A 15,110-nucleotide genomic window follows, 5' to 3' on the forward strand; every position below is an offset into this window, starting at 1 on the left:
TTTCAGGCCGCCTGGGCGTAACCGCCGGTGGCGGTTTGCGGCTCCGGCGCGGCATCCAGCAGGCGTTGGCTGTCTTCCAGCCAATGTACGATGCTCAACTGGCCGGCGGCATTCTCGACCAGGGCGGTACAACTTTCCACCCAGTCGCCGCAGTTGGCGTAAGTCTTGCCGAACTCCATATCGCTGATGTCGGCGTGGTGGATGTGGCCGCAGATGATGCCGTCCACCTTGCGCTTTTGGGCTTCCAGACTGAGGATGTGCTGGTAGTTGTCCATGAACGCCACGATATTCTTGACCTTATGCTTCAAATACGCCGACAGCGACCAGTATTTGTAACCCAAACGGGCGCGGATCGCGTTGAACCAGCGGTTGATGTACAGCAGCACTTCGTAAGCCTCGCCGCCGATGTAGGCCAAGCTCTTATTGTGGCAGACGATGCTGTCGAACTCGTCGCCGTGCAACACCAGAAAGCGCCGGCCGTCCTGGGTCTTATGGACCGCGTTTAGTTGAATGTCGATGCCGTTGAAATGCATGCCGGCGTGTTTGCGGAACATTTCGTCGTGGTTGCCGGGAATGTAGACCACGCGGGTGCCGGCCTTGGCTTTTTTGATGATGCGTTGCACGATGTCGTTATGCAGCGCCGGCCAGTAAAAGCCGCTACGAAATTTCCAGCAATCGATGATGTCGCCGACCAGATACAGGTAGTCGGACTCGCTGTTGTCTAGAAAGTCCCGCAAGTACTCGGCCTTGCACCCCTTGGTGCCGAGATGGGTATCGGAAATCCAGATCGAACGATAGTGCAATTTCATGGCACGCTCACCATAGCAGTTTGACATGAGTTCAGCATAAATCCGTTATGTGACAGCTCGGTAAAGCTTGCGTGACATTTCGGTTAAAGCTGCTTGGGCCGCCACTTTCGGCGTTGTCGGCTATGCTTGTGGCGTGGCGTCCAGCTTGATCGCTCCGTCGATCGGCATGGTTGTCGTTATCCGAATCGCCATCGTTTCAGCCGAACCTACGGAGTAGTCATGAGTACCGAAATCAACCTGTCCGACACCGAACTGCGCCAGATCGACGCCTACTGGCGCGCGTGCAATTACTTGGCCGCCGGGATGATTTACCTGCGCGACAATCCCTTGCTGCGCGAGCCGTTAAAACCCGAGCACATCAAGCGCCGCCTGCTTGGCCATTGGGGTTCCAGTCCCGGTTTGAGTTTTGCCTACGTGCATCTGAACCGCTTGATTAACAAGTACGACCAAAGCGTGCTGTTCATCGCCGGCCCCGGCCACGGCGCGCCGGGCGTGTTGGCGCCGGTTTACTTGGAAGGCACCTATAGCGAGATTTATCCGAACAAGGGCGAAGACGAAGAAGGCATGCGTCAGTTTTTCAAGGAATTCTCGTTTCCGGGCGGTATCGGCAGTCATTGCACGCCGGAAACGCCGGGCTCGATTCACGAGGGCGGCGAGCTGGGTTACAGCATTTCCCACGCCTTCGGCGCGGCTTACGACAATCCGGATCTGCTAGTCGCGGCCGTGGTCGGCGACGGCGAGGCCGAGACCGCCGCGTTGGCGACCTCCTGGCATTCCAACAAATTCCTGAATCCGGCCCGCGACGGCGCCGTGCTGCCCATCCTGCATCTGAATGGCTACAAGATCAACAACCCGACCTTGCTGTCGCGCATCTCGCATCAAGAGCTGGAAGACCTGTTCAAAGGCTACGGCTGGACCCCGTATTTCGTCGAGGGCGACGATCCGCTGACAATGCATCGGAAAATGGCCGAGACCCTGGAAACCTGCCTGCTGGAAATCCGCAAGATACAACAGGCCGCCCGTGCGGGCAGTGACGTGGTAAGGCCGCGCTGGCCGATGATCGTGTTGCGCTCGCCCAAGGGTTGGACCGGCCCCAAGTTTGTCGACAATCGCAAGGTCGAAGGCTTCTGGCGCGCTCACCAAGTGCCGATGGCCGAAGTCAGGGAAAAGCCGGCGCATTTGGCGCAATTGGACGAGTGGCTGAGGAGCTACCGGCCGGAAGAATTGTTCGACGCCAACGGCAGTTTAATTCCGGAATTGAAAGCACTGGCGCCGAAGGGGCCGCGACGGATGAGCGCGACGCCGCACGCCAATGGCGGCGTATTGCGCCGAGCATTGCGGATGCCGGATTTTCGCGACTACGCGGCGGCCTTGCCCGGCCCCGGCAAATCGGTCGCCGAGAACACCCGGCCGCTCGGCCTGTTCCTGCGCGACATTATGGCGGAGAACATGCGCAACTTCCGGGTATTCGGCCCGGATGAAAATTCGTCCAACAAACTGGATGCGATCTACGGTGCCAGCAAAAAAACCTGGCTGGCCGACTATTTGCCGGAAGACGCCGACGGCGGCGAATTGGCGACCGACGGCCGGGTCATGGAAATGCTGTCCGAGCACACGCTGGAAGGCTGGCTGGAAGGCTATCTGCTGACCGGCCGCCACGGTTTTTTCTCGACTTACGAAGCCTTCGTTCACGTCATCGATTCGATGTTCAACCAGCACGCCAAATGGCTGGCGATGATGAAGGCCGTGTCTTGGCGGGCGCCGGTGTCGTCGTTGAATCTGCTGATTACCTCGACGGTCTGGCGCCAGGACCACAACGGTTTCACCCACCAAGACCCCGGTTTCCTGGACGTGGTCGTCAACAAAAGCCCGGAAATCACCCGAATCTACCTGCCGCCCGACGTCAACTGCCTGTTGTCGGTCGCCAACCATTGTTTGCAAAGCACCAATTACATCAACGTCATCGTCTGCGACAAGCAAAAACACTTGCAATACCTGGACATGGACGCCGCGATCAAGCATTGCACCAAGGGTATCGGCATTTGGGAATGGGCCAGCAACGACAACGGCAGCGAGCCGGATGCGGTGTTGGCCAGCGCCGGCGACATTCCGACCAAGGAAGCCTTGGCGGCGGTGGTCCTGCTACGCGAGCATTTCCCGGACTTGAAAATCCGCTTCGTCAACGTCGTCGATCTGTACAAGCTGACCCCGGCCGCCGAGCATCCGCACGGCTTGAGCGACAAGGACTTCGACAGCCTGTTTACCGTCGACAAGCCGGTTATCTTCAATTTCCACGGCTATCCGTGGCTGATTCACCGTTTGACCTACCGCCGCACCAACCACAAAAATCTGCACGTGCGCGGCTACAAGGAAAAAGGCAGCATCAACACTCCGCTGGAATTGGCGATCCAAAACGAAATCGACCGTTTCAGTCTGGCCATCGACGTGATCGACCGGATACCCGCGCTCCGAGTCGCCGGCGCCCACGTCAAGGAAAAGCTCCGCGACCGCCAAATCGAATGCCGCAACTACGCCTACGAAAACGGCGTGGATCTACCGGAAGCCGACAACTGGCTGTGGCCGTGATCGTTTGCTAAACCCGTCGGCAGCCAGCCATTCCGGCGCCGCCGGAATGGCTGGGACATCGCCTCGGGCGCGGCGGAAACCTAACAGGCTGTTGAAATTTGCCGATATACCTTCGGTTTCGACGCCATTTTCCGAAGCACCGGGTGGTCTGGAAGCCTGATTGGGCCTCAAAAACCGGTTTTAGCCGGTTATATTCACCCCGAAGGGGGGGCAATTCCGCCTTTGGGCGGATTTCAGGCGCACTAGCGCCTAGGCGGTCGTGTAACGCCAGCCGAAAATGGCGCCCATCCGCGTTAGGTTATAGGCCGCAAACGTAAAAATCGTTTGCGCGGCGACTTTCTTCAAACCCCGGAATTTGGTCTGCCGTAGTGGGCCAACGGTCTTGGCCCAGCCGAAGACCTCTTCGATCCGCTTACGGATTTTGAGGCTTTTGCGGTAGCCGTTGTGTCGGGTGGTGCGGCCGTCGATGGCCGAGCCTTTGTCCTTGCTGGCGACATGCGGGGTCACCTTGCGCTGGCGTAGATTGGCGACAAAGTCTTGGGTGTCATAGTTTTTATCGGCACCCAAGGTCGCGCCCGGCTTGTGGATCGTACGCTTGACCATGGTTTGAGCCGCTTCGCGTTCCGCTGTTCCCTTGGCCTGAGTGACTTCGACATCGACCACCAGGCCGTTACGGTTTTCCATCAAAGCATGACCAAGAAATGCCAACTGCGATTTGTCGCCCTCGCTCTTTTTGTACAGCCGCGCATCGGGATCGGTACGTGATACGTGAGTCTCGTTACTGCGCTGCTCGCCCTTGAAGTTGACCGTGGGATTACGGCCGCCGTCTTCCGGCGGAGGGGTCGAGCCGTCTTTTTTGACGAAACTCTTGTGCGAGGCCCAGGCCTGAATCAGCGTACCGTCCACGGAAAAATGTTCGTCGGACAGCAACTTTTGCCAGTCCGCCAAGGCCAACACCCGTTCGAAAAACAAACGACTGATGCGCTCGTTCAGCAAGCGGTCGCGGTTGGCGCTGAAGGTGGAGTGGTCCCACACGGCGTCATCCATGGTCAAGCCGACGAACCAGCGGTAAAGCAGATTGAAGTCGATATGCTCCACTAACTGCCGCTCCGAGCGGATGGACAACAAGACTTGCAGCAGGCTGGCGCGTAACAGGCGCTCCGGCGGAATGGAATCCCGGCCGCGACGGGCGTAGAGCGCATCGAACTCGTCATCCAATGTGGCCAGCAACAGATCGACCACTTTGCGCAGCTTGCGGAGCGGATGTTTTTTTGGAATCCGTTCTTCCAGGGTTCGGTAACTGAACAGTTCTTCTTGGGTAATGTCGGCGCCGCGCATGGATTCGATGGAATATGTGGAAAACAAAAGCATTTTACCATGAATAACAACGTGTTACGAATATATCCAGCACCTAACTCAACGAATCAATGCGGCTTGCGGGGGAGATAAAATCAACAGCCTGCTAAGTGTTGTCGCCTGGCGCTTGGCTTGATTCAATGGCCGCGCCTTAACCGCGATTGCAGATCGTAAAATGATATATGGAAAGAACAGCACGAATTTAAACAACAGGTTTCCGCGCGGGAATCGTGGTTTGGTGGTATGCGGAAACTGTTTAATTGCTTGTTAGGCACACTCGTTATTTCAATAAATATATGGATTCTAAGAAGGACCGTAGGTCCGATTAGCGGTAGCGTAATCGGACGTATGCGATTTCGTTCCTCCGATTAAGCTACGCTAATCGGAGGAACTCTAACTGGGATACGACAAAAATCTCCAGGCAGCATAGTTTGTTTGTTTGACTGAAATTGCCCGCTTCTATAGAATCCGCGCAGCCTAGCCAAAGGTTAGGAAGCCTGCCAATTCAACAATTCAAGGAGAACTCATGTTTAGATTTTTGGATATTTCACGCGGGATCGCTCTGCTAGGCGGCATGCTGGCAATCAGCTCGGCACAAGCCACAGTAGTTGCCGGAGTGGATTTCGGCAAAACCGCAACCGCTCATTACGTTATTAACGCAACGGGGAGTTCGGCTACCTACAGACCCTCTTTAATCGTAATCGGCGCGGATGGCTCGGAGCCAAGCGAGAACTTTGGACCATTCAGCATATCCGGTTCATTTGACGTCGAACGCTATCAAAGCACGGCAAGCCCTTCTTCAACGTCGGCAAGCGGAGAAATCGCCAACAGGATATTGTTTACCAACGCCAATATCACGCTGAACGGCGCAATCCATAGCTTCGATTTTCCCAGCTTCTTTAGTGCCATGATTAGCGGCACGGCATTTCAGTCGGAGCCTGAATCTCTCGGTTGTTCCATCCCGTCAGGCGTCATTGCTTCCTGCGTGACAATGCCCAATCTAAACCCATCTTTTTGGTCCGGAACACTGAGCGATCAATCCATAAGCATTGACGGTTTCGCGGCGGTAGATAGTATAAAAGCGGGGTATAACTATCACATAGAAGCTTCCGTCATTCCGTTGCCAGGAGCCATATGGTTGTTTGCTTCCGTACTGAGTTTGGTTGGAATGAGCCAAAGAAAACGCCATAGCAATTAAGTTTTTCGCGAAGGACCGTAGATACTGTTAGCGGTAGCGTAATCGGACGTATGTGATTGCGTTCCTCCGAATACGCTGCGCTAATCGGAGCTTGTACTGTGGCGCGCGCCTTTTATGTCGAATGTTCGGTCGCTTAGAGATTTACTCTGGTACTGACAATATGAATACTTACGTTGCCTTTTTTCGCGGTATCAATGTCGGTGGCAGCCATTCGCTACCGATGAAGGAACTTGTTGCCGCCTTGGAACACATCGGGGCTCGGAAGGTTCGGACATATATTCAAAGCGGCAACGGGGTATTTGAGAGTACTGAAAATAACCTGGCTCATCTTTCCAAGCAACTTTCCGCCGAGATCAATATGCGCCGTGGTTTCGAGCCGCATATTCACATTCTTACTCTCGAAGCACTCTCCAAAGCCATCGCGGAGAATCCATTTCCCGAGGCGGTGATTGCCCCGAGTAGCTTGCACCTCGGTTTTCTCTCCGCATCGCCACAAAATCCAAATTTGGAGAAGCTTGCCGCCCTAAGAACGAATAGCGAACGTTTTCTGTTAACCGAGCACGTGTTTTACCTTCATGCGCCGGAGGGGATTGGTAGGTCGAGGCTCGCTGCTAACTCAGAGAAACTTTTGGGTATCTCAATGACGGATCGCAACTGGAAAACGGTTTGTAAAGTCATGGAAATGGCGAGTTCGGGATAGCAGCTTCCTAAGCTCGCAATGCGCCGGAGCCGCGCAAAAAGCCGCGCAGTTCATGGTTCGTTACTATGTTGGTTAAAGCTCGGCGGCCGGGTTTTCGTAGAGCCGAAGGCTAGGGGGACGGCAACAGTGGTGTCCGAGACAGCAATTGCGAAGCGCCTGCGAAAGCCGGCGTTCTAAAACCCTTCAATTTCATTGTGATTCGGCTCATTCCCGACAGATTTGACTTCTTTGCTTAGTTTGAGCAGTTGAGCCGTCACCTTGATGCTCTTCTAAATGGTAAGCAATGCCTACCCAAAGCCCGAGTTTTGAGACAAACCCAGCCGTCGAAGGCTTCATTTTCGTCAACGATGATTGCTGACCGTCGGCGGAATGGAGTTGCCGCTGGCTTGCAAGTCTATGGCCTCCGGATGCGCGGTGTAGTGTTGCCTGAGGCAAGCCGCGAACGCTTGCTTGGTCGCGTCTTCGATCGGGCAGGGGTCGGTTTCCGGCAGACAGGCCAGCAGGCCGCGCAATAAAGCGTCCTGCGGCGCCGGTATTCCGGCGAGCCACGAGGCCAGCAAGCCGCGATGAATTTGGGCCGGCAACGAAGCCAGAATGCCGATGTCGTTCTGATCGTGTACCAGCAAGCCGGAAGTGGTGCCGCGATCCAAGGTCAACACTTGGAAAAGATACAAGGTGTGGTAGTCGAGCTGGCGTTGGCGGTGTTCCTCGCTGGGTTGGGTGCGGGTCGCCAGCGCCGCCGCCAATATCGCGCAATAGGTATCGATCGCGGCCGTGCCGACGGCCTGGGCCAGCTCCAGATCGGCGTCGAAATCGCCGCTATTATGGTTTTCCAAATAAAAGTGGCTGACGCCGCGATGGCGCCGTAACGCCGGGATATAGAAGTAGCGGTCGCCTTGTCGCGCGGCTTCGTCGTAGAGCGCCGGCGCGGCTTGTTTCAGGCAGTCGGCAAACCGGGTCGTGTCCGATTCGATCGGGTTCGACGGATTCAGGTCGGCCATCATCCGCCAGTAACCGTTGCCGTCCTTCATTTCGGTCCAACTGATGTGGATGTGTACCGACGGCGCCAGCGGGTTGTTCGGATGGATGATCGTGGAAAGCGCCGACGCGGAAGCCAGCTTCTTGGCGGGGTCGTCGTCGTACTGAACTTGCGAGGTGTTGACCGAGGCGCGGTTGAATGCGTTCAGGTCGGTGGCCATGTAGCGGGCGCCGCCGCCGTGCCGGCCTTGGTCGCGCAGCCATTCGATCGGCTCGAATGGCTGGCCGTCGCCGAATTGGACCGCGATTGGGTTCAGTTGGCTCACGAAACGCCGCCTAAGCTCGCGGAGCATCGCGTAAGCGCGCTCGGCGCGCGGGGATTTTGCGTGAATCGCTGGCATATTCTGATTTCCGAGATTTAACGAGTTGGTTGAGGTGGGTTAGGCAACGGTCGCCGCGATGCGCCGATCGGGTGCTACCGGGGCGGATCGATGGTCTCGACTCGGTTTTGGGTTTGTTGTTGAAATTCAGGGACCAATTGTTTCAAACAAGATAGCAGCTCGCCGGCTTCGCGGCACAGGCAGCCGGCCTGCATGCGCTCGATGCTGGCCAGCCATTCGCCGCTGTCGTAGACCCTGGCCTTGGCTAGCCGCAGTTTCGGCAGGCCGGTGGCTTGCAAGGCCTCTTGTTCATGGAACAGCTCTTCGTACAATTTCTCGCCGGGACGCAAGCCGACGTATTCGATCGCGATGTCCCGATCCGGGATTTTGCCGCTGAGCCGGATCATTTGTTCGGCCAGATAACGGATCTTGACCGGCTCGCCCATGTCCAACACGAAAATCTCGCCGCCGGCGCCGGCGGTTTCGGCCTGCATGATCAACTGGCAGGCTTCCGGTATCGTCATGAAGTAGCGGGTGATGTCCGGGTGGGTGACCGTGACCGGGCCGCCGGCCTTGATTTGCTCGCGAAACAGCGGCACGACGCTGCCGGCCGAATCCAGCACGTTGCCGAAGCGCACCGTCGTGAAGCGGGTCGAGCCCGGCCGGTCCAGGTTCTGGCACAGGATTTCGGCGGCGCGCTTGGTCGCCCCCATCACGTTGCTGGGATTGACCGCCTTGTCGGTCGAAATCAACACAAAGCGCGCCACGCCGCCGGCGATGGCGGCTTCGGCGAGGATTTTGGTGCCGATCAGGTTGTTGTGCACGGCTTCGCGGACCTGATATTCCAACAAGGGCACGTGCTTGTAGGCGGCGGCGTGGAACACGATTTCCGGACGCTCGGTTTCGATCAGGCGTTGCACGGTTAAGACGTCGGCCACGTCGCCGAGCACCGCGACGCGCGGCAATTGTGGAAACAGCCGGGCCAGGTCGGCGTCGATCTTGTACAAATTGAATTCGCATTGGTCCAAGACGATCAGCCGCCGCGGCTTTACCTTCGCGAGTTGCTTGCACAGTTCCGAACCGATAGAACCGCCGCCGCCGGTGACCAACACGGTCTTGTCGCGCAGATGGGCCTGAATGCCGGGCCAGTCCAATTTGACCGGCGCCCGACCCAGAATGTCTTCGATCGAGACGCTACGCAGATTGGCCTTGGTGACCGCGCCGCTTAACAACTCCTTGACCGACGGCAGGGTTTGGAAATCGGCGCCGCAGCCTTCGCAGATTTCGACGATACGGCGCATCTGCGCGGCGTTGGCCGACGGCACCGCGATCAACACGGTTTCGATGTCCCATTGCTTGACCAATTCCGGAATTTGCTCGGCGTTGCCGGCCACCCGGATGCCGCGAATCTCTCGGCGAAATTTGCCCGGATGGTCGTCGACGAAAATGACCGGAACGTAGCCGCTGTCGTGATTCGCAAGCAGGTCGCGCGCCAGCATTTCGCCGGCCGATCCGGCGCCGACGATCAACGCCCGCCGGCCGACCCGCTCGACGAAGGCCCGCTCCTTCCAAAACCGGTACACCAAACGCGGCACGCTGAGCAGCGAGAATAGAATGATCACGTATAGCGGTACCACCGAGCGCGGCACGCCTTGCAGACGGTTGTAAAGAAACAGGCCGCAGGCGATCCAAAACACCCCGCTTAACACCGCCTTGCCGATCCGGATCAGGTCGGGCAGCGACGAATAACGCCAGACGCCCCGGTACAAGCCGAACAGCCAGAATTGCCCGACCTGGACGCCGATGACGCCGGGCAGAAACAGAAACGCCGAATACAGGTATTCGTCCGGAATCGCGTGCAGATTAAAGCGCAGCCAATAGGCGCCGAACCAGGCCAGCGGCACCATCGCCAGATCGTGCAGAAAGATCGTCGTGCGCGAGCGGAAACGCCAGGTCACGGCTGAAACTCGGGGTGGCCGGCTTGATAATGCCGGGCAAGCAGGATCAGCGGCGTGTAGGCCAGCGCGATCGCCGCCAGCGCGTAAGCGGGGCGGGAGAACACCCAAAATGCAATCGGCAACAGCCAAAGCAGATTGATCGCCCAGCAGGCCAGCAAGACGTTGGCGTGGCCGTGGCGCTTGGCGGCGTGTTGATAGGTGTGCGAGCAATGCGCCGCGTACCAGCGTTGGCCGCCGAGCGCGCGGCGCGCCAACGTGTAGCTGGCATCGACGATGAACAAGCCGTAAAGAATGACACCGCAATACAGCAGCGCCGGGGCCTCGCGCGTGGCCAGCACGATCAGCAAACCCAGCGCCAAACCGATGAAGCCGCTGCCGACGTCGCCCATGAAGATTTTCGCCTTCGGCCGGTTCCAGATCAGAAAACCCGCGCTGGCGGCGGCTAAGGTCAGCGCCGTTGCTGCTAGGCCGGGGTGGATGTAATGTAGCAAACCGGCCAGCGCCGCCGACACGAACAGGGCTTCCGAGGCGGCGATGCCGTCGGTGCCGTCCATGAAATTGAACAGATTCAACGACCAGACCAAGCCCAACAACGCTAAGGCATAGCCCAGGCTGCCCACTTGCCAAATCAGCCCGCCCAATAATCCGTCCAGCGGCGCCGGCATCAGCACGGCCGGTAAACCGTTCAGTAGCCAGACGGCCGTGCCGGCCGACAGCAGATGAACGGCCAGTCTTAAACGGGCGCTGACTTCGGCATGGTCGTCGAGAAAGCCGATCGCGGCGACCGGTAGCGCGGCGGCCAAGGCTAGCGCGGCGTCGGCAGGTAAACGGCCGTCGAGGTATAGCCAAGCCGAGGCGGCCGCGAAACTGATGACCATCGCCAAACCGCCGCCGCGCGGGGTTGGCGTGGTGTGGGAGCTGCGTTGATTGGGGATGTCCAGCACGCGGTTGCGCAAGGCGTAAAGACGGATCAGTCCGGTCAGGCCGGCCGACAGGCAAACGACGAGGAAGAAAAGCAGCACGCGGATCAGGTCAAATAGCGAATCAGGTCGGGCAGGGCGTCCCGAAGATTGCGGGTGGTAGTAAAGCCCAGTTCCCGGCGGATTTTAGCAGACGAATACCAGGCCGAATCGGTTAATTTCCGCAAGGTGTCGCTATCCAACGGCATGCGCTGCCGGCACAGCCGGTTCAGGCCGTCGCCGAACCGAGCGGCGGCGCGCAGAGCTTGGAACGGCACGCGCCAGCGCGCCGGCGGTTTGCCCAGCGCGGTGCGAATCCAGTCGTAAATTTGCCGGGTGGAATAGGGCGTATCGTCGGTGACGATATAGATTTGGCCGGCGGCGGCCGGGTGTTCCGCCACCAGGATCGCTGCCTCGACCAGATCGGCGACATGCACCATCGAGCGCCGGTTGCCGGTTTCCGGCAGCGGCGGAAATCGGCCTTGGTGGATGGCGCGTATCATCTGCGGCAAATTGCCCTTGTTGGTGTTGCCGTACACCATGCACGGCCGGATCACGACCGGATGCGGCACGTAGCCGCCGTGCAATACCAACTGCTCGGCGGCGTATTTGGAGCGGCCGTAAGGCGTGTCGGCCGGCGCGGACGCGGTTTCGTCCCACGGCGCTTGCTCGGCGTCGCCGACGGCCTTGACGCTGCTAAAATAAATGAAACGCCGCACGCCCGCCGCTTTGGCGGCTTCCAGTAATTTGTGGGTGCCTGCGGTATTGACCGCGAAGTACTCGGCCTCGTCCTGGCGATTTTCGGCCAGCGCATGGGCCTTGCCGGCCAGATGGAACACGGTATCGATACCGTCCAGCAACTCGGGCGGACAAGCCGCTTCGCCGGCCATGTCCCAGGCGAAGTCAATGCCGGCCGTCGTGGCGCGGCCGGCGGTTTTCGGCGCATGGCCGCGCACGCATAAGGCGTCGCGTAGGGCCGAGCCGATAAAGCCGTTGGCGCCGGTGATTAAAATCGAGCGGATCGCGTCGTTCATCAAGTGGACAGGGATGCGGCCGGAGTTGGGTTTAGTCGGGGGCGGCGTCGAGCAAGAGCCGATACACCGCGAGTGTTTGCGCCAGGACGATGGCGTCGGAGAATTCCTGTTCGACCTTGCGGCGGCCGGCTAGTCCCATGGCTTGGCGCAACGCTGGGTTGGTCAGCAGTTTTTCCAGCGCGGTGGCCAGGGCCGGTACGTCCTTGACCGGCACCAAATAGCCGTTCTCGCCGTCGGCGACGATTTCGTCGCAGCCCGGCGTGTCGGTCGTGACGATGGCGCGGCCGCTGGCGGCGGCCTCAATCAGGCTCTTGGGAATACCTTCGCCGTAAAACGACGGCAACACCGCGATGTGCGCGTCGCGCCAGAAGTGGGCGACGTCGTCGACGTGGCCAACGCAGCGGACGTCGCCTTGTCGGTTCCAAGCCGTCAACTGGGCTTGGCTGATCGGCGCGAGGTTTTCGTGATCGGGGCTGCCGACCAGCAACGCGTCAAACTCCAGGCCCTTGCGTTTCAAAAGGCCGACGGCGGCGACATACTCGCCGATGCCCTTGTCCCACAGCAAGCGGGAAACCAGGGCTATCGTTACCCGGCCGGGCGGTTCCGGGATGGCGCGAAATTCGTCGGTATCGACACCCGAACCCTTGATCAGGTGCAGGGCCGACTCGGGAACCCGCAACTGGTCGCGCAACAACGCGTAATCCGCGCGATTCTGGACGATGGTTTGGCTGTTGGGGCGCCGGAACAACAGGCTGAACAGCGGCTGGACCACTTTCCGCAGCCATTTGGCGCGTTGGTGTGACGACGAAAAAATCGTACCGAGGCCGGCCAACAGGTTGACCGTTTTCAGTTCCGGCATCAGCAATGAGACGATGCCGCCGTAAAGTACCGGCTTCAGCGCGACTTGGTGGACCAGATCGGGTTTTAGGTGGCGATAGGCCCGCCACACTTGCATCAAGGTGTTTAATTCGATCCACGGATTGGTGCCGCCGCGATCGACCGGCAGGTCGATCAGTTCGAAGCCGGCCGCGCGGATCGCGTCGCCATGGCGAGTGACGCGGGTCATGACGCTGATGTCGAAGCCGGCGGCTCGAGCCGCCTTGGCCAACGCCATCCGGTGCGAGCAGAAATACCAGTCCTCGGTGACGAAATAGAGCAGTTTCGGGTTTGCCATGACCGAATTATCCGCCTAGCCCGTCTGCTTTTCCAGCCATGCCTGAAACATTAATACGTTCCACAGCGGGTATTGACGATTTAAACGGCCACCTCGGTGGGCTTGCCAGGCCTCGACTATCGGTCGCGGTTTTAGAAAACCCTGCTCGCGCAAGCGGCGTTCGTTCAATAGGTCGTCGGCCCAGTCGCGCAACGGTTCGCGCAACCATTGGTCCAACGGAATCGAAAAGCCGGTCTTCGGCCGCTCCAGCAACGCCGGCGGCACGTGGCGGTAAAGCACTTGTTTGACGATATGTTTGCCTTGGCCGCCGCGGATTTTCATCGCCAACGGCAAGCGCCAGGCAAATTCGACCAATCGGTGATCTAGAAACGGCACGCGGGTTTCCAGGCTGACGTTCATCGCCGCTCTATCCACCTTGACCAGAATGTCGTCCGCCAAATAGCCGACGGTGTCGGACAGCATCATGCGTTCGACGAAACCGAAACGAGCGTCGGGCGATGGCGTTGCCGGCTCGCGGCCGTCGACGACTAACTCGGCCGGTTCCCGCCAGTGCGAAATCAAATGCCGATACAGCGCGTCCGGCGAGCGGGCATGCAGCACGCCGGCCAGTTTGTGCAATTTGTCGCCGGGGTTGGCGTAGCGCCAGGCGTTCGGCAATAACGGCGCGGCCAACCGGGCCAGCCGGTTCCACTGTTCGGCGCCGAAGCCGGTTAACAGATTCGCCGCGAGGGTGCGCGCGACGGGCGGCAACGGCGCCAATTTGCGCCATAAACCGGCACCGAGGAAATAGCGGTTATAGCCGCCGAACAATTCGTCGCCGCCGTCGCCGGACAGGCTGACCGTCACTTGCTCGCGCGCCAATTGGCTGACCAGCCAGGTTGGAATTTGCGAGGCGTCGGCGAAGGGTTCGTCGTAAATCGTCGGCAGATTCGGGATTACCGCGCGGGCCTGAGCCGCCGAGACGTAGAGTTCGGTATGCTCGCTGCCCAAATGGCGGGCCACCGCGTGGGCGTATTCGGCTTCGTTGTAGCCGGCTTCGTTAAAGCCGATCGTGAAGGTTTTTACCGGCCGCGCCGACTGCGCTTGCATCAACGCGACGATCAACGACGAATCGATGCCGCCCGACAAAAACGCGCCGAGCGGCACGTCGGCCAGCATCTGACCGGCGATCGATTGGTTCAGCAAGTGCTCCAATTCGGCGGCCGCCTCGGCTTCGTTGCCGGGATAGGGGGAGTCGATCCCGGCCGCCGCCGCGTTTGCCGTCGACCAATACGCGACCGGTTGCGGGTCGTCGCGCCCGGCGAAACGGACGTAACAGCCAGCCGGCAATTTGCCGATACCCCGGTAAATCGAAAGCGGGGCGGGCACGTAGCTCAGACGTAGAAACAGGGTCAGCGCTTCGCGGTCGATCTCGCCGCGAAAATCCGGATGCGCTCTCAGCGCTTTCAACTCCGAGCCGAACAGCAGCGTGCCGTTTTGCCGGCCGTAATACAACGGCTTTTCGCCCAACCGGTCGCGGGCTAGCGTCAACACGCGATCGCGCCGGTCCCACAACGCGAACGCGAACATGCCGACACAGGCGGCCAGGGTTTGTTCCAGGCCCCAGGCGGCAATGGCCGCCAGCAGGGTTTCGGTATCGGAGTGACCGCGCCAGACCGGCGCGCGGTTTTCGCGTTCCAACTGTTGGCGTAGCGCCAGGTGGTTGTAGATTTCGCCGTTGAAGGCGATGACGTAGCGGGCGCAAGCCGACGGCATCGGCTGGTGGCCGGCCGGACTCAAATCCTGGATCGCCAAGCGCCGATGCGCCAAACCCAAGCCGGCCTCTGCATCCAGCCACAATCCGCTGTCATCCGGGCCGCGATGGTTCAGCGTGGCGTTCATGATAGCGAGGCTGTCGCCAAGACGCGTGGAATCGCCGCCGTTGGGCTGAAAGATGCCGGCAAAACCACACATGGTTTCAGTGTCCTCGAATATTGTA

11 protein-coding genes are annotated in these 15,110 nt (G+C 59.3%); 3 read left to right on the plus strand and 8 right to left on the minus strand.

The features are described from left to right. Positions 1 to 2 precede the first annotated feature (2 nt). Positions 3 to 809, minus strand: coding sequence for a UDP-2,3-diacylglucosamine diphosphatase (locus tag ACQE3E_RS03090; RefSeq protein ID WP_064031578.1), 807 nt, complete (start codon positions 807 to 809; stop codon positions 3 to 5). A gap of 219 nt (positions 810 to 1,028) precedes the next feature. Here ACQE3E_RS03090 and ACQE3E_RS03095 point away from each other — a divergent pair, with 219 nt between their 5' ends. Further along, on the plus strand, positions 1,029 to 3,395 hold the full coding sequence (locus ACQE3E_RS03095) for a phosphoketolase family protein (RefSeq protein ID WP_313729114.1): 2,367 nt from the start codon (positions 1,029 to 1,031) through the stop codon (positions 3,393 to 3,395). A gap of 249 nt (positions 3,396 to 3,644) precedes the next feature. Here the strand turns inward: ACQE3E_RS03095 and ACQE3E_RS03100 are convergent, their stop codons facing one another. Beyond that, positions 3,645 to 4,733: an IS5 family transposase gene (locus ACQE3E_RS03100; RefSeq protein WP_427501634.1), complete on the minus strand. Its 1,089-nt coding sequence runs from the start codon at positions 4,731 to 4,733 to the stop codon at positions 3,645 to 3,647. A 544-nt stretch (positions 4,734 to 5,277) separates the two neighbouring features. Between ACQE3E_RS03100 and ACQE3E_RS03105 the strand changes: the two genes are divergently transcribed. Further along, positions 5,278 to 5,949, plus strand: coding sequence for a hypothetical protein (locus tag ACQE3E_RS03105; RefSeq protein WP_313729113.1), 672 nt, complete (start codon positions 5,278 to 5,280; stop codon positions 5,947 to 5,949). A gap of 160 nt (positions 5,950 to 6,109) precedes the next feature. After that, entirely contained in the window at positions 6,110 to 6,649 is a 540-nt protein-coding gene (locus ACQE3E_RS03110) for a DUF1697 domain-containing protein (protein WP_313729112.1), read from the plus strand. Positions 6,650 to 6,990: 341 nt separating this feature from the next. Here ACQE3E_RS03110 and ACQE3E_RS03115 read toward each other — a convergent pair whose 3' ends face one another. The 6 genes from ACQE3E_RS03115 to asnB form a co-directional block, all read right to left on the minus strand. Beyond that, a complete protein-coding gene (locus ACQE3E_RS03115; RefSeq protein ID WP_313729111.1) occupies positions 6,991 to 8,028 on the minus strand; it encodes a coproporphyrinogen III oxidase in 1,038 nt (345 codons plus the stop codon). A gap of 74 nt (positions 8,029 to 8,102) precedes the next feature. Continuing rightward, positions 8,103 to 9,965 carry a polysaccharide biosynthesis protein gene (locus ACQE3E_RS03120; RefSeq protein WP_313729110.1) on the minus strand — a complete coding sequence of 621 codons (1,863 nt, stop codon included), beginning with the start codon at positions 9,963 to 9,965 and terminating at the stop codon, positions 8,103 to 8,105. Then, positions 9,962 to 10,987, minus strand: coding sequence for an MraY family glycosyltransferase (locus ACQE3E_RS03125; RefSeq protein ID WP_313729109.1), 1,026 nt, complete (start codon positions 10,985 to 10,987; stop codon positions 9,962 to 9,964). Before ACQE3E_RS03125 ends, ACQE3E_RS03120 begins: the two co-directional genes overlap by 4 nt. A gap of 5 nt (positions 10,988 to 10,992) precedes the next feature. Then, positions 10,993 to 11,958: an NAD-dependent epimerase/dehydratase family protein gene (locus tag ACQE3E_RS03130; protein ID WP_313729108.1), complete on the minus strand. Its 966-nt coding sequence runs from the start codon at positions 11,956 to 11,958 to the stop codon at positions 10,993 to 10,995. Positions 11,959 to 11,989: 31 nt separating this feature from the next. Next, positions 11,990 to 13,132 carry a glycosyltransferase family 4 protein gene (locus tag ACQE3E_RS03135; protein WP_313729107.1) on the minus strand — a complete coding sequence of 381 codons (1,143 nt, stop codon included), beginning with the start codon at positions 13,130 to 13,132 and terminating at the stop codon, positions 11,990 to 11,992. 15 nt (positions 13,133 to 13,147) lie between these two features. Next, positions 13,148 to 15,085, minus strand: a complete 1,938-nt coding sequence (asnB, locus tag ACQE3E_RS03140; RefSeq protein ID WP_313729106.1) for an asparagine synthase (glutamine-hydrolyzing) — start codon at positions 15,083 to 15,085, stop codon at positions 13,148 to 13,150. Positions 15,086 to 15,110: the final 25 nt, after the last annotated feature.

Origin of the sequence: Methylomonas sp. MED-D, assembly GCF_050276835.1 — a bacterium.
Lineage (GTDB): Bacteria > Pseudomonadota > Gammaproteobacteria > Methylococcales > Methylomonadaceae > Methylomonas > Methylomonas koyamae_A.

Bases quoted from the DNA above. Each gene is read 5' to 3' on its own strand.
- ACQE3E_RS03115 (WP_313729111.1), bottom strand. From the start codon at position 8,028: ATGCCAGCGATTCACGCAAAATCCCCGCGCGCCGAGCGCGCTTACGCG.
- ACQE3E_RS03110 (WP_313729112.1), top strand. From the start codon at position 6,110: ATGAATACTTACGTTGCCTTTTTTCGCGGTATCAATGTCGGTGGCAGC.
- ACQE3E_RS03095 (WP_313729114.1), top strand. From the start codon at position 1,029: ATGAGTACCGAAATCAACCTGTCCGACACCGAACTGCGCCAGATCGAC.
- ACQE3E_RS03100 (WP_427501634.1), bottom strand. From the start codon at position 4,733: ATGCGCGGCGCCGACATTACCCAAGAAGAACTGTTCAGTTACCGAACC.
- ACQE3E_RS03130 (WP_313729108.1), bottom strand. From the start codon at position 11,958: ATGAACGACGCGATCCGCTCGATTTTAATCACCGGCGCCAACGGCTTT.
- ACQE3E_RS03090 (WP_064031578.1), bottom strand. From the start codon at position 809: ATGAAATTGCACTATCGTTCGATCTGGATTTCCGATACCCATCTCGGC.
- asnB (WP_313729106.1), bottom strand. From the start codon at position 15,085: ATGTGTGGTTTTGCCGGCATCTTTCAGCCCAACGGCGGCGATTCCACG.
- ACQE3E_RS03135 (WP_313729107.1), bottom strand. From the start codon at position 13,132: ATGGCAAACCCGAAACTGCTCTATTTCGTCACCGAGGACTGGTATTTC.
- ACQE3E_RS03105 (WP_313729113.1), top strand. From the start codon at position 5,278: ATGTTTAGATTTTTGGATATTTCACGCGGGATCGCTCTGCTAGGCGGC.